The organism is Roseovarius atlanticus (assembly GCF_019802205.1).
Lineage (GTDB): Bacteria > Pseudomonadota > Alphaproteobacteria > Rhodobacterales > Rhodobacteraceae > Roseovarius > Roseovarius atlanticus_A.
In genome coordinates this window covers 1,696,471-1,714,560 of record NZ_JAHVHQ010000003.1, presented here as the reverse complement: position 1 = coordinate 1,714,560, position 18,090 = coordinate 1,696,471, and the positions used below count along the sequence as shown (strand labels likewise).

At 60.8% G+C, this 18,090-nt stretch carries 15 protein-coding genes; 13 read left to right on the top strand and 2 right to left on the bottom strand.

Annotation, left to right across the window (positions count from 1 at the left end):
• Positions 1-9 precede the first annotated feature (9 nt).
• Together KUV49_RS14290 and KUV49_RS14285 are read left to right on the top strand one after the other, a co-directional pair.
• Positions 10-780 (top strand): type III pantothenate kinase, encoded by a 771-nt coding sequence (locus tag KUV49_RS14290; protein ID WP_222450527.1) that lies wholly within the window; start codon positions 10-12, stop codon positions 778-780.
• Positions 781-786: 6 nt separating this feature from the next.
• A complete protein-coding gene (locus KUV49_RS14285) occupies positions 787-2,454 on the top strand; it encodes a ribonuclease J (protein ID WP_222450526.1) in 1,668 nt (555 codons plus the stop codon).
• 144 nt (positions 2,455-2,598) lie between these two features.
• Here KUV49_RS14285 and KUV49_RS14280 read toward each other — a convergent pair whose 3' ends face one another.
• A complete protein-coding gene (locus KUV49_RS14280; protein WP_222450525.1) occupies positions 2,599-4,056 on the bottom strand; it encodes a DEAD/DEAH box helicase in 1,458 nt (485 codons plus the stop codon).
• A gap of 181 nt (positions 4,057-4,237) precedes the next feature.
• Positions 4,238-5,209, bottom strand: coding sequence for a glycosyltransferase family 2 protein (locus KUV49_RS14275; RefSeq protein WP_222450524.1), 972 nt, complete (start codon positions 5,207-5,209; stop codon positions 4,238-4,240).
• A 481-nt stretch (positions 5,210-5,690) separates the two neighbouring features.
• Between KUV49_RS14275 and KUV49_RS14270 the strand changes: the two genes are divergently transcribed.
• From KUV49_RS14270 to KUV49_RS14220, 11 genes are all read left to right on the top strand, one after another.
• Positions 5,691-7,784 carry a hydantoinase/oxoprolinase family protein gene (locus KUV49_RS14270; RefSeq protein WP_222450523.1) on the top strand — a complete coding sequence of 698 codons (2,094 nt, stop codon included), beginning with the start codon at positions 5,691-5,693 and terminating at the stop codon, positions 7,782-7,784.
• A gap of 14 nt (positions 7,785-7,798) precedes the next feature.
• A complete protein-coding gene (locus tag KUV49_RS14265) occupies positions 7,799-9,565 on the top strand; it encodes a hydantoinase B/oxoprolinase family protein (protein WP_222450522.1) in 1,767 nt (588 codons plus the stop codon).
• A 59-nt stretch (positions 9,566-9,624) separates the two neighbouring features.
• Positions 9,625-10,830, top strand: coding sequence for an ABC transporter substrate-binding protein (locus KUV49_RS14260; protein WP_222450521.1), 1,206 nt, complete (start codon positions 9,625-9,627; stop codon positions 10,828-10,830).
• 85 nt (positions 10,831-10,915) lie between these two features.
• Positions 10,916-11,608 carry an ABC transporter ATP-binding protein gene (locus KUV49_RS14255; RefSeq protein WP_222545607.1) on the top strand — a complete coding sequence of 231 codons (693 nt, stop codon included), beginning with the start codon at positions 10,916-10,918 and terminating at the stop codon, positions 11,606-11,608.
• Entirely contained in the window at positions 11,608-12,327 is a 720-nt protein-coding gene (locus tag KUV49_RS14250) for an ABC transporter ATP-binding protein (RefSeq protein ID WP_261391219.1), read from the top strand. Before KUV49_RS14255 ends, KUV49_RS14250 begins: the two co-directional genes overlap by 1 nt.
• The gene (locus KUV49_RS14245; RefSeq protein ID WP_222450519.1) at positions 12,324-13,241 is read left to right on the top strand and encodes a branched-chain amino acid ABC transporter permease; all 918 of its coding nucleotides are present in this window, start codon (positions 12,324-12,326) and stop codon (positions 13,239-13,241) included. The genes KUV49_RS14250 and KUV49_RS14245 overlap by 4 nt, the downstream gene beginning before the upstream one ends.
• Positions 13,238-14,293, top strand: a complete 1,056-nt coding sequence (locus KUV49_RS14240) for a branched-chain amino acid ABC transporter permease (protein WP_222450518.1) — start codon at positions 13,238-13,240, stop codon at positions 14,291-14,293. Before KUV49_RS14245 ends, KUV49_RS14240 begins: the two co-directional genes overlap by 4 nt.
• Positions 14,290-15,018 carry a GntR family transcriptional regulator gene (locus KUV49_RS14235; protein WP_222450517.1) on the top strand — a complete coding sequence of 243 codons (729 nt, stop codon included), beginning with the start codon at positions 14,290-14,292 and terminating at the stop codon, positions 15,016-15,018. The genes KUV49_RS14240 and KUV49_RS14235 overlap by 4 nt, the downstream gene beginning before the upstream one ends.
• Positions 15,019-15,039: 21 nt before the next feature.
• Positions 15,040-15,942 carry a 3-hydroxyacyl-CoA dehydrogenase NAD-binding domain-containing protein gene (locus tag KUV49_RS14230; protein WP_222450516.1) on the top strand — a complete coding sequence of 301 codons (903 nt, stop codon included), beginning with the start codon at positions 15,040-15,042 and terminating at the stop codon, positions 15,940-15,942.
• Complete coding sequence (locus KUV49_RS14225; protein ID WP_222450515.1) at positions 15,942-16,661, top strand: aspartate/glutamate racemase family protein; 720 nt, start codon at positions 15,942-15,944, stop codon at positions 16,659-16,661. The genes KUV49_RS14230 and KUV49_RS14225 overlap by 1 nt, the downstream gene beginning before the upstream one ends.
• A gap of 18 nt (positions 16,662-16,679) precedes the next feature.
• Entirely contained in the window at positions 16,680-18,086 is a 1,407-nt protein-coding gene (locus KUV49_RS14220; protein WP_261391218.1) for an aminotransferase, read from the top strand.
• The last annotated feature ends 4 nt before the right edge of the window (positions 18,087-18,090 follow it).

Here is an 18,090-nt window from a genome sequence, read left to right as displayed (position 1 = left end):
GGCGGTGCCATGCTTCTGGCGATCGACTGCGGCAACACCAACACGGTATTCGCGATCTGGGATGGGTCGGAGTTTCTGTGCACCCTGCGCACCTCGACCCACCATGCGCGGACGGCGGATGCCTATTTCACGTGGTTCTCGACGCTGGTGAAGCATTACGAGATCGACCTGGACATCACCGATGTGATCATCTCGTCCACGGTGCCGCGGGTGGTTTTCAACCTGCGCGTCTTTGCCGACCGCTTTTTCGGCTGTCGGCCCATCGTGGTGGGCAAGCCGGAATGCGCCCTGCCGCGCCAGCCGCGGGTGGACGAGGGCACGCAGGTGGGGCCGGACAGGCTGGTGAATGCGGCAGGGGCCTATGACCTTTATGGCGGCAACCTGATCGTGGTGGATTTCGGCACCGCGACCACGTTCGACGTGGTGGCCGAGGACGGGGCCTATGTGGGGGGCGTGATTTCCCCCGGCGTCAACCTGAGCCTCGAGGCCTTGCACATGGCGGCGGCGGCCTTACCTCATATCGACGTGACGAAACCGCAGAAGGTGATCGGCACCAACACGGTGGACTGCATGCAGTCGGGCGTGTTCTGGGGGTACGTGGGATTGGTCAACGGGGTGTGCGACCGCATCCGGGCCGAGTATGAGATGCCGATGAAGATCATCGGAACGGGTGGCCTTGCGCCGCTTTTCGCGCAGGGCGACCTGCTGTTCGACGAAATTAGAGAAGATCTGACGATGCATGGGCTGACCGTCATCCATGCCCATAACAAGGAAGGCTGATCGGGGATGAGCAGTGAGAGATTGACGTACCTTGCCCTTGGCGGGGCGGGGGAAATCGGCATGAACGCCTATGTCTACGGATACGGCGCGCCGGGCAAGGAGAGGTATGTCCTTGTGGATCTGGGCGTGACGTTCCCGGACATGGACGGCACGCCGGGGGTGGACTTGATCTTCCCGGATATCGCGTGGCTGGAAGAGCGGCGCGACCAGTTGGAGGCGGTGTTCATCACGCACGCGCACGAGGACCATGTCGGTGCCGTGGCGCATTACTATGACCAGCTGGGCGCGCCGATTTACGCGCGGGCCTTCACGGCCAATATCGCGCGGCGCAAGATGGACGAGCATGGCCACCCCGAAAAGGCGGTGCGGACCGTGTCTCCCTGGCCCGAGACGACCGAAGCCGGGCCGTTCACGGTGGGGTTCGCGCCGATCTCGCATTCGATCCCGGAAAGTTCCGGCCTGGTGATCGACACGCCGGCGGGGCGGATCGTGCATTCGGGCGATTTCAAGATCGACCTGAACCCAGTGGTGGGCGAGGCATTCGACGAGGCGATGTGGGCCGAGATCGCCAAGCCGGGGGTGAAGGCGCTGGTCTGCGATTCGACCAACGTGTTCAACGCCCATGAGGGCCGCAGCGAAAGCACCGTGGGTCCCGAGATCGAAAAGCTGGTGGCGGGATGCAAGGGCATGGTCGTGGCGACCACGTTTGCCAGCAACGTCGCACGGGTGAAGACGCTGGCCGAGGCGGGGCAGCGGGCCGGGCGGTCGATCTGCCTGTTGGGCCGGGCGATGCGGCGGATGATCGAGGCGTCGGTCGAGACCGGCGTGCTGACCGATTTTCCGCGCACGATCAGCCCCGAGGAGGTGCGCGAGATCCCGCGCGAGAACGTGATGCTGATCGTCACCGGCAGCCAGGGCGAGCGGCGGGCGGCCAGCGCGCAGCTGGCGCAGGGCAAGTATAACGGGATCGAGCTGAAGCCCGGCGACACGTTCCTGTTCTCGTCGAAGACCATTCCGGGCAACGAGCGCGGCGTCATCCGCATCATCAACCAGTTCAGCGAACAGGGCGTGGACGTGGTGGATGACAGCAGCGGGCTATACCACGTTTCGGGCCACGCCAACCGGCCCGACCTGAAGAAGCTGCACCAGATCGTCCAGCCGCAATTCGTGGTGCCGATGCATGGCGAGCACCGGCACCTGCGCGAGCATGTGAAGCTGGCGGGTGAGAGCAAGCTGCACGGTGTGATAGCGCCAAACGGGACGATGATCGAGCTGAGTGGAAACCGCGCCGAGGTGGCCGAATATGTCGAGACCGGACGGACCTACCTGGATGGGTCGGTGAAGATCGGGGCGCTGGACGGGATCGTGCGCGACCGCATCCGCATGGCGCTCAATGGGCATGTGACGATCAACGTGATCCTCGACGAGAGCGACGAGCCGCTTGGTGAGCCCTGGTGCGAGTTGATGGGCCTGGCCGAGACCGGCAGCAGCCGCGCGCCGCTGGTCGATGTGCTGGAAGAGGATCTGAGCCAGTTCATGGGGCGCGCGAAGTCGAAAACGCTGAGCGACGACGATGCGCTGGAGGATGGGCTGCGCAAGGTGGCGCGGCAGAGCGCGCTTGGCGAGATCGGCAAGAAGCCCGAGGTGACGGTGATCATCAGCCGGCTGTCGTAACGCGCGGCTCAGGGCGCGCGTGGGCTTTCGCCCACCCTACGCGGGTGTCGACGAGCGGCGCGTCGGGGTGGGTTGGAAACCCACCCTACGGGATCGGTTGGACGCGTGGGGCAGGTGGGTTTTCACCCACCCTGCAGGGTGGGTTCAGGACACCATCCGTTCGTCGAAGCTCTTGGCGATGAAGCTGGGCAGGTGGTCGCCCATGCCGACGGTTCTGGACTTGTCGTCGCCTTGCTTCTTGCCGGAGCTGCCGCGACCGCGCGAGGATTGCTTGCGGTCGTCCTCCGAGCTGGTTTCGGCTTTGGCATCGGTCGCGTCGTCGGGCGCCGGGGCTGCCTTGGCCTCGTCGGTTTTCTGCGGAGCCTCGTCGGGCTTGCGGCGGCTGCGCGAGCGGCGCGGTTTCTGCGGAGCCTCGTCGGACGTGGCGTCGGCCTCGGGCTCGGGCGCGGCATTGCCCAGCGGGTTGTCGAGGCGCGGGATCTCTTTCTGGATCAGCTTTTCGACCGCGTCGAGGGCCTTTTCGTCGCGCGGGTTGCAGAGCGTGATCGCCTTGCCCTCGCGGCCGGCGCGGCCGGTGCGGCCGATGCGGTGCACGTAATCCTCGGGGTGGCCGGGGACGTCGAAGTTGAAGACGTGGCTGACCGATGGCACGTCGAGGCCGCGGGCGGCCACGTCGGAGGCCACCAGGATGCGCAGCGAGCCCGCGCGGAAGCCGTCAAGCGTGCGGGTGCGCTGGCTCTGGTCGAGGTCGCCGTGGATGGGAGCGGCGTCATAGCCGTATTTCTTGAGCGACTTTGCGACGATATCCACGTCCGTCTTTCGGTTGCAGAAGATGATCGCGTTGGTGAGCTTGTCGCCCTCGGCGTCGATCAATGCGCGCAGCAGCTTGCGCTTTTCGCTGTCGGCGCGGTCACGGCGGGAGGGTTTGAACATCGCCACGCCCTGTTCGATCGTCTCGGAGGCCGTCGCCTGCCGGGCGACCTCGATGCGTTCGGGGCTGGACAGGAACGTGTTGGTGATCCGCTCGATCTCGGGCGCCATGGTGGCGGAGAAAAACAGCGTCTGGCGGGTGAAGGGGGTCAGACCGAAGATGCGCTCGATATCGGGGATGAAGCCCATGTCCAGCATCCGGTCGGCCTCGTCCACGACCATCACCTTGACGTCCGAAAGGATCAGCTTGCCGCGCTCGAAATGGTCGAGCAGGCGGCCGGGGGTGGCGATCAGGACGTCCACGCCCTTGTCGATGATCTGTTCCTGTTCCTTGAAGCTCACGCCGCCGATCAGGAGCGCCTTGGTCAGCTTGAGGTACTTGGAATAGGTGTCGAAATTCTCGGCCACCTGGGCGGCGAGTTCGCGCGTGGGGCACAGCACCAGGCTGCGCGGCATCCGGGCGCGGGCGCGGCCCCTTGCCAGGAGCGACAGCATCGGCAGGGTGAAGCCCGCCGTCTTGCCTGTGCCGGTCTGGGCGATGCCCAGGACGTCGCGGCCCTCGAGCGCGGGAGGAATGGCGCCCGCCTGGATGGGGGTGGGGGTCTCGTAGCCGGCTTCTTCGACGGCTTTCAGAACCTTGGGGTTGAGGCTCAGGTCAGAAAATTTGGTCATGTATGTCCACAGTTTTGCGGACACGATTCTGGCCCGCCATCTCGAATTGGCCCATGCGTGCAGGGCCTTGGTCCACTCCCCCTATCCCAAGGGCGGGCGTTGGTCAATGTGCGACGCCACGGGGCGGACAAAGAGCGGATAACGTGTGAACTGTGTGCGTTGCGGCAACAATCAAGGGCGATCAGGCGAAATTCGGGAAGTGGCGGGCGCGTTTGGCGTCCAGGTCGAGGGAGACCGCGTGCAGGTGGCCGAGCGCGTCGAGCCGGCTGCGCAGGTCCGGCGTGGCCACGCAGACCTCGGTGAAGAAGGCGCGCAGGGCGTCTTCGCCGCCCTCGGACTCGAGCATCGAGAACAGCTGATGCATCGTCAGGGCCGTTTCCGAGTTCCGAGCGTTGGCCTTGAGGTCGGGTCGGTATGAGCCTTGGCTTAGCCGGTAGCGGAACCGCGCCTGCCAGTCGTCCCAGGTGGGGGCATGAAGATGCACGAGGCGACAGTCGTCGAGGTCGAAGAGATTGGAATCGCGTGTCTTGTCGACGAAGGCGTTGTGGATACGGATGCTGACATCGGGCTGCCCGGTGCGCACGAAGATCTTCCCGGCGACGTGGCTGAGAAAGCCGCCGTTCAGATGCTCGCCGTAGCGGGGGTAAAGCCTGGCGGTCTGCTCGCGGCGGGTCCGCAGCACGGGATCGAAGCCCTTGCACCAGATCGTGCCGGGCGGCGGCGGGTCGGCGGGATCGGGCTGCATCGCCTCGACCGGGCGCACGCGGGCGGAGAGGATGCCGGGCGGGATCGCGGCCAGTTGGGCGACGAGCGGCGAGAGAAGCTGCAGGAATTCATCGACGTCGACATGCAGGAGCCAGTCGACCTGCGGATCGCGTGTATAGCAATGGGTGGCGTTCAGCGACTGGCGGTGCTGGTGCGCGTCCGGCCGCCCCTTGTCGCGGCGGCGGCGTTTCCAGTAATCGGCATCCGTCAGTATCACGCGGCACTTGGGGTGCCGCTTGAGCGCCGAGCGGGCCTCGGGCGCGTCCTCATCCAGGTAGACGAAGACGCGGTGAGCGCCCAGGTCGAGATGGTGCGCGGCGAAATTCAGGATGTCCTGGGCGGGCGCCTTGATCGTGGCGACGATGCCCCATTTGGGATCACTGCTCATGGCCGGAGCATGTGACAGGGGCGGGGGGCGCGCAAGAGGTCGATGCTTCCGGCGGAGATTTGTTATTTTTGATCAGCCGATTCCGGATCCCCTCAGCATAGCATCACGGCCTTGCACAGGCATGCGGCGAACAATGTGCTTCTGGCTAAGGGCGGGCGTCGACTGGCCCTGAAAACAGGCATCGACGACTTCGCGTCTCTTGGCGGTGCTGTGCTGATGTCTCTTGGTCATGGGCTCTTCTTATCGGAACCGCGACCCGATCTATACCTACAGAAATTATTGTCCATTCCCGTCGGCGCGCTTCAACCGTGGCACAGTATTGCTCCGTCGTTAACGGGACGGCCATTCGAAAAAATGCGATCGCAGATCGCAAAAAGTTGTTGCAGTTAAAAGATGCGCTGCCTAACGTGCGATGAATTCGGCCACTGTGCGGCTGCGTCAATGCCCCAAAAGAGGGCGCCAAGTATCAAAGGGAGTACAAATGCGGTTTGCAACTGACACTGGCGGAACATTCACTGATCTCGTCATCGAGCGGGATGGACGTCTACACCTCTTCAAATCCCCGACGGTCCCGAGCAATCCGGTGGAGGGCGTGCTTGGCGCCTTTGCGGTCGCATCGGAAGCCTTCGGGATGAGTCGCGAGGAGTTGTTGAGCCAAGGCCGTCAATTCATTCACGGCACGACGCATGCCATCAATGCCATCGTTACCGGACGGGTCGCGAAGACCGCGCTGTTGGTCAGCGAGGGCCACCCGGACATCCTTCTTCTGCGGGAAGGTGGGCGGGAGAAGCCTTTCGATCATACGGTACGGTACCAACGTGCCTTTATTCCGCGAACCCGGACCTTTGAGGTTCCAGGCCGGCTGACCGCGCAGGGTAGTGAGCTTCGGCCTTTTGACGAAGAGGCGGTTGTCCGGATTGCCCAACAGCTCCGTGACGATAACGTCGAGGCTGTCGCGGTCAGTTTGCTCTGGTCGATCATCGAGCCCGGTCACGAATTGAAAGTGGAGGAAATACTCCGAGAGCATCTGCCGGATGTGCCGGTGACGTTGTCGCACAGGCTTAATCCGTCGCTTCGCGAATATCGCAGGACAATAGCCACCGCGATCGATGCATCGCTGAAGCCTCTGATGGATCGATACATTGGCGGCCTTGAGATGGCGATGAAAGACGCTGGTTTTTCCGGTCAGGTTCTGGTTCTGACCTCGCAGGGCACGATGGTCGATGCTGATGAAATCCGGCGTGCCCCGATCCTCGCTCTCAATTCCGGGCCTTCCATGGCTCCGATTGCGGGCCATTTCGTGTCTGCCACCGAGGCGACGGAACACGATGCCATTGTCTTCGATACGGGAGGCACGACTTTCGATGTGTCTCTGGTGCGCGGAGGACGTGTACCCTTCACGCACGAAAGCTGGCTTGGTCGTCCTTACCAAAGCGATCTGACGGGTTTTCCATCGGTCGACGTGAAGAGCGTCGGGGCTGGAGGCGGCAGTATCGCCTGGGTCGATGATGGTGGGGTGCTGCACGTCGGACCGCAAAGCGCCGGTTCGGTGCCGGGGCCGGTCTGCTACAACGCCGGTGGTACCGAGCCCACGGTGTCGGATGCTGCGCTGGTTCTCGGCTATATCGATCCGGACTACTTTCTGGGAGGTAGTATCCGGCTGAATATGGAGGCAGCATCTGCGGCCATTTCCGAGAAGGTCGCCAAGCCGCTCGGTCTCTCTACCGAGGCTGCTGCTCTGGCGGTGCTTGAGGTCTGGACCGAGAACATGGTTCAGGCAATCACCGATATCACCGTGAATCAGGGTATCGACCCAACGACTGCCTGTATCATTGGTGGTGGCGGCGCCGCAGGTTTGAACGCGGTCCGAATTGCCGCCCGTATGGGGTGCCCGACGCTGCTTATCCCCGAAGTGGGGGCCGGTCTGTCTGCCGCTGGCGCAGTTGTATCCGACGTGGGTAGAGGCTATCGTCGGCTATTCGTGACCAACAGCGAAGAATTCGACGCAGACGGGGTTCGCGACACACTGGCTGAGTTGAAGGCGCAGGCCGAGGCGTTCGCTGAAAAGGTCGGAGCCTCGGAGGCTGCAATCGAGATCGATTATTTCGCCGAAGCCCGCTACGCCCATCAGGTCTGGGAAATCGATGTCGCGATCAGTCCGGACGATCTTTCAAAGCCGGATGCCACCGACAATCTCCGGGCAGCATTCCATGACGCCCACGAACGGATTTTCGCCTTCCGCGACGAGGACTCGATGGTGGAAGTGATCGCCTGGCGGGCGCAGGTCCGTTGCGAGGTGGCCAAGACGAAAGAGTTGCGGATCGCCGGTGAAGCGGGCGCGACAGGCGCCGACAGGTCGCGCAAGGCTTATTTCGCGAATGTCGGTCATACGGAGGTGCCTATCCATACCTTCGAAAAGCTGATGCCGGAAGTCGTCAAGACGGGTCCGGCGATTGTCGAAAGCCGTTTCACCTCGATCGTCATTCCACCGGGTGTGACGTTCCGCCGGTCCAGTTCGGGTAATCTCGTTGTCGAACCCGGCGCTGCAGCCGCCAGCATATCTATCGCGTCATAACCGGAGCCGAACCCATGGAAACAACCAATCTCAATGGTGCCGAACTGGCGATACTGATCAATCGGTTTGAAGGTATCGCGCGCAAGATGACCAACACGCTCTACCGGACCGGACGTTCTGGCGTTCTTAACCGGGCGCGCGACTTTTCCTGCTGTATCGTGACGGCTGACTGCCAGTTGCTGGCAACGGCAGACAGTCTGCCGATCCACGTTCTTGTTGGTCCCGACATGATGGCGCAGGCGATGAAGGATTTTCATCCGAACCTTCGGCGAGGAGATGCCTTCCTTCACAATTCTCCCTACCACGGAAGTTCGCATGCCGCTGATCACGTGCTGCTTATTCCGGTCATCGACGGCACCGGCAAGCATCGGTTCACGGTGCTGACAAAAGCGCACCAGGCGGACTGCGGCAACGCAGAGCCGACGACCTACATGGGCACTGCTCAGGACGTTTATGCCGAAGGGGCGCTGATCTTTCCGGCGGTCCGCGTGCAAGAGAACTACCGCACGATCGAAGACGTGGCGCGCATGTGCGAGATGCGAATTCGCGTACCTGACCAATGGCGTGGCGACTTCAAGGCCATGATCGGTTCGGCCCGGATTGGTGAGCAGGAGATCCTGCGCCTTGGCGAAGAAATCGGCTGGGATAAGCTGGACGCCTTTTGTGGTCAGTGGTTCGATTACAGCGAGGAGCGAATGGCCACCCGATTGTCCGAGCTTCCCGCTGGTCAGGCGTCGGCATCAAGTACACATGACCCCATTCCCGGCACACCGGACGAAGGTATCCGGATCAATGCGACCGTGACGACGAAACCCGAAGAAGGCCGGGTGACAATCGATCTCACCGACAATATTGATGCTCTTCCGTGCGGCCTGAATCTAAGCGAAGCTTGTAGTCGGTCGGCCTGTCTCATCGCTTTGTTCAATAGCATCGGAGGCGACATTCCGCGCAACGCTGGAAGCTTCAGGCGCGTGGAAATGCTGCTGAAAGAGAACTCGGTCGCTGGCATTCCCAGACATCCGACCAGTTGTTCCGTTTCAACGACCAACGTGGCTGATCGCGTGACGCATGCAGTCGCCCTGTCGATTGCCCAGCTGGGTGAGGGGTTTGGGACCGCGGAATTCGGAGCGTTCCTGCCGCCGTCCTCCGCCGTGGTGTCCGGCAATGACCCGCGGAGCGGCGAGCCATTCGTCAACCAGATCTTCCTGGGGTGCACGACCGGCGCCGGAACACCATACGAGGACGCATGGCTGACCTATCTGCATGTCGGAAACGGCGGCATGTGTTTCATCGACAGTGTGGAACTGGATGAGCTGTACCAGCCAATCCTGGTCAGCGAGCGCCGTATTCTGCCTAACACTGAAGGCGCAGGCCGACATATCGGCGCGCCTAGCCTTAGGGTCGAGTTCGGTCCGCTCGGATGTGATATCGACGTGGCGTATTGCAGCGATGGGCGGCTCAATCCGCCGCGCGGTGTGCACGGCGGGGGCACGGGCGGTGGATCGAACCAGTTCCGCCGTTCGGCGGATGGCAAGACGGAAGAACTGCAGGCGGCGGCAACCGTGCGCATTCGCCAAGAAGAGTCGATCGTCTCTGTGTGTTGCGGGGGCGGCGGCTATGGCGCGCCTACGCAGCGGGACCCGCTAAGAGTGATCAAGGATGTTCAGGACGGCTGGGTGACCAGGGACCGCGCCCTGGACGTCTATGGAGTGGTGATAACTGAGAATGGTGATCTCGATCTTGAAGCTACGCAATCGGAACGGATGCGCGCAGACGCTTGATCGATCGAGTCCCAAATTTCCAACGATGAAAAATCAAAAACATAACAGGAGGTAAGACTATGACAAACAATGTTCGTGCCCGCCGCGGCGGATTGCGGAAAGGCTTGCTTGCGGCAACACTTGCCGTCGCGACTTCGGGGCAGGCCCATTCTGAGGACATCATCGTTGGTGTTGCGACCTCGTTTAGCGGTTGGATGGCGGCATTTGACACCAATCCGACACGCGCGGCGCAGCTGGCGGTGGACGAGATCAATGCAAATGGTGGTCTGCTCGGCAATCAGTTGGAGCTGGTTCATGTCGACACCAAGACAGACCAGGCCGAAACGGCGCGCGCCGCTCAGGAACTGGTCTCGGCAGGTGCCAAGGTGATCATGGTCGCCTGCGACTTCGACATGGGGGCGCCTGCCGCTCTTGTTGCGCAGCAGGCCGGGATCATCGCGATGTCCAGTTGCGGCGCCGATGACAAGCTGGGCAACATGACAATCGGCAATAACGTTTTCACAATGGCAACCGAGGCCGACGGCACCGGGCGCATGCTCGCGGACTGGGCCTACAACATGAAGGGATGGAGGTCGGCCTACGTGCTGCTTGATACCTTCATTCAGTACGACAAGTCGCTGTGTGCCGGATTTGTCGAACGATGGAGTGAGCTTGCCGGAGCGAACTCGATCGTCCTCCAAGACGAGTTCAAGAATTCCGATGTCACGGTTGCCTCACAGATTTCACGGTATCAGGCAAAGGGTCAGGAAGCGGATCTTATGATGTTGTGTAGCGTTCCTCCCGGGCTTGCCAGCGCGATCCGTCAGTTCCGGTCCGCTGGTATCGACATTCCGATCCTCGCAGGCACGGGCGGTGACTCCAGTTCGTGGCATTCGGCGGTACCGGGTCTGTCAAACTACTACCACCTGAGCAACTCGGCTGACGCCGGCGTGGAGGACCCGAGGTCGCGCAACCGCGACTTCTTCGAGCGATACAAAGCGGCCTACGGCGAACTTCCGGCCTCGGGTCAGGGTATCACCGGGTATTCGGTAATTGAAGCATGGGCACGGGCTGTGGAAAAGGCAGGGACTTTCGAGACAGACGCTGTCCGGGCCGCGTTGGAAAGTTTCTCTGATGAGGAGCTTCTTGTAGGTCCGACGTCGTTCACTGCCGAAAAGCACAGCAATGATGAACGTCCGATGCTTCTCACGGCCACGACGGACGGAAAAACCGAGGCCCTTGGCTATTATGACATGGCCACCGGCGAGTACATGGCCGCCGAATGATCATTGCGAAGAGATTTCCGGGTGTTTCACCCGGACGTCTTCCTGGGGAGAATGCATCATGTCCGGACACCTAACCACGCGAGGCGTGACCGTCCGTTACCACGGCCTGACTGCGCTTGAGGATGTCAGTATTTCCCTCGCTCGGGGCCAAGTCGTTGGGCTGCTCGGCCCGAATGGGGCCGGAAAGACAACGATGGTGAACGTACTGTCGGGTTTCACGCGTCCCTCCAGTGGTACGGTAGAGATTGACGGCAAGGTCCTGAACCGCGCCCGCCCGGATTCTCTCGCACGATGTGGAATAGTGCGGACGTTTCAGTCTGTCCGGTTGTTCCAGCGGATGACTGTACGGGAAAATGTTCATGTCCCGGTTTTCGCGCACAGCGCAGGCCGCGCTGAAGGCGAACAGTCCGCTCAGAGGGCGTTGGATTTCGTTGGAATTGCAGACGCAGCCGACAAGATTGCGGGCGCGCTGCCCTACACCCAGGAACGGCTGGTTGGGATTGCCAGGGCGCTCGCACTTGAGCCGCAGTTCTTGCTGCTTGACGAGCCCGCGGCCGGCATGAACGACGCCGAGGGGGCACAGCTGGTCGATCTCATTGCGCGGATTCCGGCTGAATATGGCTGCGGCGTCCTTTTGATCGAACACAACATGCCGGTTGTCATGGCCGTCTGCGAGAAACTGCATGTCCTGCGCGAAGGGCGCACATTGGCCGTAGGTGGGCGCGACGAAGTGCGTGGCGATCCGGCAGTAATCGAAGCCTATCTCGGGAGTCACTGATGCTGCTGGAGATCAATAATCTGTGCGTCGACTATGACAAGGTTCCGGCGGTCCGGAACCTCAACCTCGAAGTCAAAGAAGGGCAGGTGGTCTGTATCGTCGGTCCGAATGGCGCGGGGAAATCCACGACGGCGATGACGATCGCCGGGGCAAAGCGGGCAACTTCGGGGTCCATCGTATTCGATGGCGTCGACCTAGGGCGGATCCCGCCGGAAACCGTCGCCGCACATGGGATCAGCCTTGTTCCCGAGGGGCGGCACATTTTTGGCCGCATGTCGGTTCGTGAAAACCTTTTGGTCGGAGCGCCGCTGATTAGAGATCAGGGGCAACATGGGCCGAGGCTTCAACGTATGTACGATCTGTTCCCGATCCTTGGCGAGCGCCGAGACCAAGTTGCCGGTCAGTTATCAGGCGGCGAACAGCAGCAGTTGGCAATCGCCCGTGCCCTGATGACGGCGCCGAGGCTGCTGATTGTGGACGAACCTTCACTTGGTCTTGCCCCGCAATTTGTAGATTTGGTCTTCAGCACTTTTGCCCGCCTGCGGGATGAAGGCGTTACGCTGCTGATTATCGAACAAAGCAGCCGGCGGGCTTTGGCTCTGGCTGACCAGCTATACCTGATGCGGTCCGGGGGAATCGTGATGGAAGGGACTGTGGATGAACTGACGGCAAACGCCGAATTCGAGGCGACCTATTTCGGGGAGGTCACATCAGGATGAATTGGTTGCAGCTAATTGTCGACGCGCTCAGTCTGGGCGGCGCCTATGCTCTCGTCGCCTTGGGCATCGGTCTCGTCTTCGGCGTGATGAGGATGATCAATTTCGCCCATGGCGACCTGATAACGCTTGGCGCCTACGCCCTTGTTGTCCCGTCCTCAGCCGAGATCGCACGGCCCTTCATTGGAGACCTGGGCGTCTGGCTCATGGTTCCGATGATCATAGGTTTCGTCACGTTGATGATGCTGGCGACCGAACGCTTTGCGTTTCGGCCGTTGCGAGCCCATAATGCCGACGGGGCCAGCCTTCTGATCGCCTCTTTCGCGATCAGCTATCTAATTCAGAACGTCATTCTCTTCGTGCATACGGGGCGCCCGAAATCCGTAAACATTCTTGACAGCCTGAGTGGCTACATCTCGATCGGCGATGTGCGGTTGCCTCTCATCGATGTGGCAACAGTTGCCGCGACGGTCGTGCTCTTCGCGTTTGTCATCATCTTCCTCGGATTCACTAGACCGGGACGCGAGATTCGCAGTGCTTCGGAAGACTTCCTGATGGCACGCCTGCTCGGCGTGAAAGCCAACCGGGTGATCGCCTATGCCTTCGCCGTCTCTGGGGTGCTGGCGGGCGCGGTGTCTCTTCTCTACGTCGCGAAGACCGGAGTTCTTGACTACCGGATGGGCGTTCCACTGGCCATCGCTGGCTTCGTTGGAACTGTTCTTGGCGGCATGGGCAGTCTCTGGGGCGCCATGATGGGCGGGCTGACGCTTGGAATTGCCTCTGCTCTTCTGCAGGCCCTGTTGCCGCCTGAACTTAGGGCGTCCCGCGACGCCTTCCTGTACGGGCTTGTTATCCTCGTTCTTCTGGTACGTCCGCAGGGCATCTTTTCTTCCTCAAAAAGGCTGGAACGAGTATGACCGACACAGTGGGTAAACTGGACGTCCCTCAGAAAAGGGCACTGCTGCGAACGTGGACCGGGCAGGTCTTGCGTCCAGCAGCACTTCTTGTCCTGCCGCTTGCGGCGCTATGCATACTAGTGTCCCTCGTCGGTGCCTCGCGCCTGGAAAGCATCATGACCGAGGCCCTGATCTACGTGGTGATGGTCGTTGGCCTCTCGATTTTCATCGGCAACTCCGGGATCGTATCTTTTGGGCATGTCACATTTGCGTTGATCGCAGCCTATGCTTCTGCCTGGCAGACCTGCTGCGGTCCGATGAAGGGCATATTCATGCCGGATCTTCCTGCCTGGCTGCTGGCGTTGCAGGTTCCGGTTCTGGGAGCGGCCGTGATTGCATCAGCGCTCGCTGCCCTCGTCGCTTTGCTGCTCGGAACCATGCTTATGCGACTGTCGGGCACTGCGGCGTCGATCGCCTTGCTGTCGATGCTCTTTGTCTTCAAGACCATCTACGAGAACTGGCAGGGATGGACGGCGGGCCAGAGCGCGGTCGTGGGGCTTCCCACATATGTCTCGCTCTGGACCGCTTTCGCCGCTGTGCTTCTGGCAATCATGATCGCGACAATCTACCGGATCTCATCCTTTGGTCTTCGTCTGCGCGCCGTTCGCGAGGATGAAGCCGCCGCACGCGCCTCGGGCGTCAACGCTTGGGCGCAGAAACTGATAGCGTTCACGGTCAGCGGTTTCGTTTCGGGACTTGGTGGCGTTCTCTACGGACATTTCTTGGGGACGATTTCTGTCAGCATGTTCTGGTTGGACATGACATTCCTTACCCTTGCGATGCTGGTGGTAGGCGGGCTGAGATCGCTGACGGGCGCTGTTGTCGGGACAATGACGGTGGTCGTGCTGCGTGAAAGCATTCAGGTTTTTGAACGCGGTATCGCGGTTGGCGATGATCTCTTGAAGGCTCCGGAGGGCACCCGGGAAATCCTTTTGGCGTTTCTATTGTTGCTGGTTCTGATTTTTCGACCGGAAGGAATTGTTGGAGAACGTGAAGCGGGAGAGAAACGATGAAAAAGAAACCGGCTCCGGCCTCGACCTCGCTGCTGTCCAAGGTCGAGACCCATTCGGTCCAGGACAGAGTTTACTGGCAACTCCGTGATATACTGATGCGTGGGGGGTTCGCGCCGGGAGAAAAGCTCAGTTCCCGTAAGCTGGCGGCCTCCCTCGGAACCTCGGACATGCCGGCGCGGGCTGCGCTTGGCCGCCTTTTGGCGGAACAGGCATTGGTACAGAATTCCAACGGCACTTTTTCCGTCCCGCTCATCAGTTTACGCAAGTTTCAGGAAGTCATGGAAGCGCGGGCGCTGCTGGAGAGCAGGGCAACAGAACTCGCCTGCGGTCTGATTGACGACGCCGGTTTCGCAGAGCTTCACGATGCGGCCGCCGGGCTGGATCGCGCCATCTCGGAAAACGTAATCGAGGACTATCTGGATCACAACCAGCGACTGAAATTTACGGTTTATCGGTACTGCCCGTCAGAAACGCTGCAATCGCTGATACGATTGATGTGGCTTCAGGCGGGGCCATTCCTGCGCCATCTGAACAAGGGCCTGGATCGGATGATCGAGGCGAACTTCCACGACGAGGCGATTGAGGCGCTGAGTAGTGGCGACGGCGCTGCTGCGGGCGAAGCAATTTCGCGCGATATTCTTGCCGGCATGGCTTTCCTGTCAACACATGGCGAGTTCGTTGAGGAGCTACCGACCTTGCGCCCATCCGCTACCGGATTGAATTGAGAGAGTAACAGGGTGACGCACATGCAGTTAGCTGTTCTGGGTTGCGGTTTGATCGGCCAAAGCTGGACCGCGCTTTTTCTGGCCCGTGGACATGATGTCATGATCTGGGACCCCTCTCCGGAAGCGCGAGACGGAATGGCCGACGGAGTTGTCCGGCCATTGCAGCAGTTGGCGGAGCTGGGTTTCGGCAATGGTAGTGCGAAAGGGCAACTGATACCCTGCGACAAACTGGAAGACGCTGTACGGGGCGCGGAACTCGTGCAGGAGAACGCCCCGGAAAACGTTCCGCTCAAACAGGCGCTTTATGCCCAGGTGGAAGCCGCGGCGTCCAGTGACACTCTGATCGCGTCGAGCACGTCCTCCTTGGTCTGGAGCGAGCTTTCCGAGGGCATGGTTCATCCTGAACGGTTCCTGACGGCTCACCCCTTCAATCCCCCGCATCTTATGCCGCTTGTCGAGATTTACGGACGCGACAATGCGACCGTTGCCAAGGCCGAGGCCTTCTACCGCGATCTCGACAGGCAAACTGTCTGCCTGAAACGCGAAGCAGTAGGTCATATCGCAAATCGGCTTGCCTCGGCACTGTGGCGTGAGGCAGTGAATATCGTTGCAGAGGGCATCGCCGATGTCCCGCAAGTCGACGCGGCCCTCTTGAATGGTCCCGGCCTGCGCTGGTCCGTGGTCGGGGCGCATATGGCCTACCATCTTGGTGGGGGCGCAGGCGGTATCGCTCACTACCTTAGCCATCTTGGGCCAAGCCAGGAAAAGCGATGGTCGACCCTTGGCTCGCCAAACCTCACGCCCGAGGTCTGCGCTTTGCTTGTTGAGGGGGTGATGGCCGAGGCGGGCGGCAAGAGCATTTCGCAACTCGAGACAGACCGGGACGCTCGGCTGATCGCTGCGATCAATGCACGGAGATCATGATGACTACGCCGGATACGCCGCGCAGGCGCATTGCGCTGATACACGCGCTCGAAGAGTCTGTTGCCCCGATCCGGGCGGCATTTCAGAGCCACTGGCCTGAAGCCTACGCATTTGATCTTCTTGACACCTCACTGGCCGTAGATCGTGCTCACGCTGGTTCGCTGGACGCCGCGATGATGAAGCGATTTGCTTCGCTCACAGAGTACGCCATGTCTGCCGACGGATTGGCCGGGCGGGCCGAAGGCATCCTTTTTACCTGCTCGGCATTCGGGCCCGCAATCGACGCGGTCAAGGCTCGTTTTCATATCCCGATCCTGCGCCCCAATGAAGCGGCATTCGAACAAGCAATCAAGCTAGGTCGCTCAATCGGACTTGCAGTGACGTTCGGTCCATCCGAAGCCTCCCTGCGAACTGAACTGGAACACATGGCCGCCGCCAGAGGCCATAAGATAGAAGTCCGCAGTGTTTTCGTTGAAGACGCATTGGACGCGCTCAAGTCAGGCGACGGTTACGGGCATGATGTGCGGGTCGCAGAAGCCGTCAGGCAATTCGACGACGTTGATGTTGTAGTGCTTGGGCAGTTTTCCATGGCCCGCGCGGCCGAAAAGGCGCGCGACGTCGTCTCTGCACCTGTCCTTACAACCCCTGAGGCTTCTGTCCGCGCAATACGCAGTCGGCTTACCCAGGGGGCCGCCCCGCAAATTCATTCGCCACGTTAAACCTGAAAGTCCGAACCAATGACACATCCGAGAAATGTTTCCCTCGATCAAATGGACCGCGAAAGCTTGTTCCACCCGGTCAGTTCAATTGCCGACGTCATGCGCAATGGTCCGTCGATCTATAAGAGCGCACAGGGCGTGTCGGTACGTAACGCCGATGGCCGGGATCTTATCGACATGGGCGCCGGACTGTGGTGCGTAAACGTCGGGTACGGCCGGGCGGAACTGGCTGATGCCGCAGACAAAACGATGCGAGAGATGAGCTTTCAGCATCTGTTTGGTGGCGCGTCCTCTGAGCAGTCGATACTCTTGGCCGATCGTCTTTTGAATTTGTTTCGTGACACGGCAGATGCGCCGCATATGGCCCGCGTTTTCTTCGGCACCTCGGGGTCAGATGCGAACGATACCGCTTACAAGCTGGTGCGCCACTACAACAATTTGCGCGGACTGCCGGACAAGAAAAAGGTGATCTCGCGCGTTGGCGCGTATCACGGCCTCACCTACGCATCCAGCAGCCTCACCGGAATTTCCGTTTATCACAAGGCATTTGACCTTCCAATCCCCGGGGTGCTGCACACCTCTTGCCCGCATTATTACGGGTTCGGGCTGCCCGGCGAAGATGAGAAGGCTTTTGCGGAGCGAATGGTGGTCGATCTGGTGAAACTTATCGAGCGGGAAGGTGCAGAAACGATCGCAGCCTTCATTGCCGAGCCGGTGATGGGCACCGGCGGTGTGTTCCTGCCCCCATCCGGTTATTTCGAGAAAGTGCAAGAGGTCCTTGATGCGTATGACATCCTGTTCATTGCAGATGAGGTTATCACGGGATTTGGACGCACGGGCGATTGGTTCGCAACCGGCAAATATCGGTTGCGCCCCGATATTGTGTCCCTCGCCAAGGGATTGACCAGCGCGTATTTTCCGATGTCCGCGAGCCTCGTTTCTGAGCGCATCTGGAGTGTTCTGGAGGAAGCCTCTGACAAGACCGGGGCGTTTATGCATGGGTTTACTTATTCCGGCCATCCAGTCGGAAGTGCGGTGGCACTTGCCAATATCGACTTGATGGAACGCGAGAAGCTCGTGGAAAATGCCGCGACGCTTGCTCCCCATTTCGCCGCCAGGCTTCGCGACCGCCTAGGTGAAAACCCCTATATCGGTGACATTCGAGCGGTCGGCCTGATGGCCGGTGTAGAGTATGTCGCAGACCGTGCCAAACGGACGGCATTCCCGGATAACAGCGGGCCACACCGGATTGTCGCGCGGCATGCGCTCGAAGCCGGAGTGATGACCAGGGCCTTGCCCTTTCTACCCATCAACTCTTTCTCGCCACCTCTGTCGATAACAAAAGCCGAACTCGACGAAGGCATAGACCGCTTTGCCATTGCTGTCGACAAGGCCACGCCAGAGCTTGCGAACCTCCTGAAGTGATCCG

What these genes read in the sequence shown, in the direction of transcription:
- KUV49_RS14220 (WP_261391218.1), top strand. Translation starts at nt 16,680, where the DNA reads ATGACACATCCGAGAAATGTTTCCCTCGATCAAATGGACCGCGAAAGC.
- KUV49_RS14260 (WP_222450521.1), top strand. Translation starts at nt 9,625, where the DNA reads ATGACAAACAATGTTCGTGCCCGCCGCGGCGGATTGCGGAAAGGCTTG.
- KUV49_RS14225 (WP_222450515.1), top strand. Translation starts at nt 15,942, where the DNA reads ATGACTACGCCGGATACGCCGCGCAGGCGCATTGCGCTGATACACGCG.
- KUV49_RS14250 (WP_261391219.1), top strand. Translation starts at nt 11,608, where the DNA reads ATGCTGCTGGAGATCAATAATCTGTGCGTCGACTATGACAAGGTTCCG.
- KUV49_RS14235 (WP_222450517.1), top strand. Translation starts at nt 14,290, where the DNA reads ATGAAAAAGAAACCGGCTCCGGCCTCGACCTCGCTGCTGTCCAAGGTC.
- KUV49_RS14285 (WP_222450526.1), top strand. Translation starts at nt 787, where the DNA reads ATGAGCAGTGAGAGATTGACGTACCTTGCCCTTGGCGGGGCGGGGGAA.
- KUV49_RS14280 (WP_222450525.1), bottom strand. Translation starts at nt 4,056, where the DNA reads ATGACCAAATTTTCTGACCTGAGCCTCAACCCCAAGGTTCTGAAAGCC.
- KUV49_RS14265 (WP_222450522.1), top strand. Translation starts at nt 7,799, where the DNA reads ATGGAAACAACCAATCTCAATGGTGCCGAACTGGCGATACTGATCAAT.
- KUV49_RS14290 (WP_222450527.1), top strand. Translation starts at nt 10, where the DNA reads ATGCTTCTGGCGATCGACTGCGGCAACACCAACACGGTATTCGCGATC.
- KUV49_RS14270 (WP_222450523.1), top strand. Translation starts at nt 5,691, where the DNA reads ATGCGGTTTGCAACTGACACTGGCGGAACATTCACTGATCTCGTCATC.
- KUV49_RS14245 (WP_222450519.1), top strand. Translation starts at nt 12,324, where the DNA reads ATGAATTGGTTGCAGCTAATTGTCGACGCGCTCAGTCTGGGCGGCGCC.
- KUV49_RS14230 (WP_222450516.1), top strand. Translation starts at nt 15,040, where the DNA reads ATGCAGTTAGCTGTTCTGGGTTGCGGTTTGATCGGCCAAAGCTGGACC.
- KUV49_RS14240 (WP_222450518.1), top strand. Translation starts at nt 13,238, where the DNA reads ATGACCGACACAGTGGGTAAACTGGACGTCCCTCAGAAAAGGGCACTG.
- KUV49_RS14275 (WP_222450524.1), bottom strand. Translation starts at nt 5,209, where the DNA reads ATGAGCAGTGATCCCAAATGGGGCATCGTCGCCACGATCAAGGCGCCC.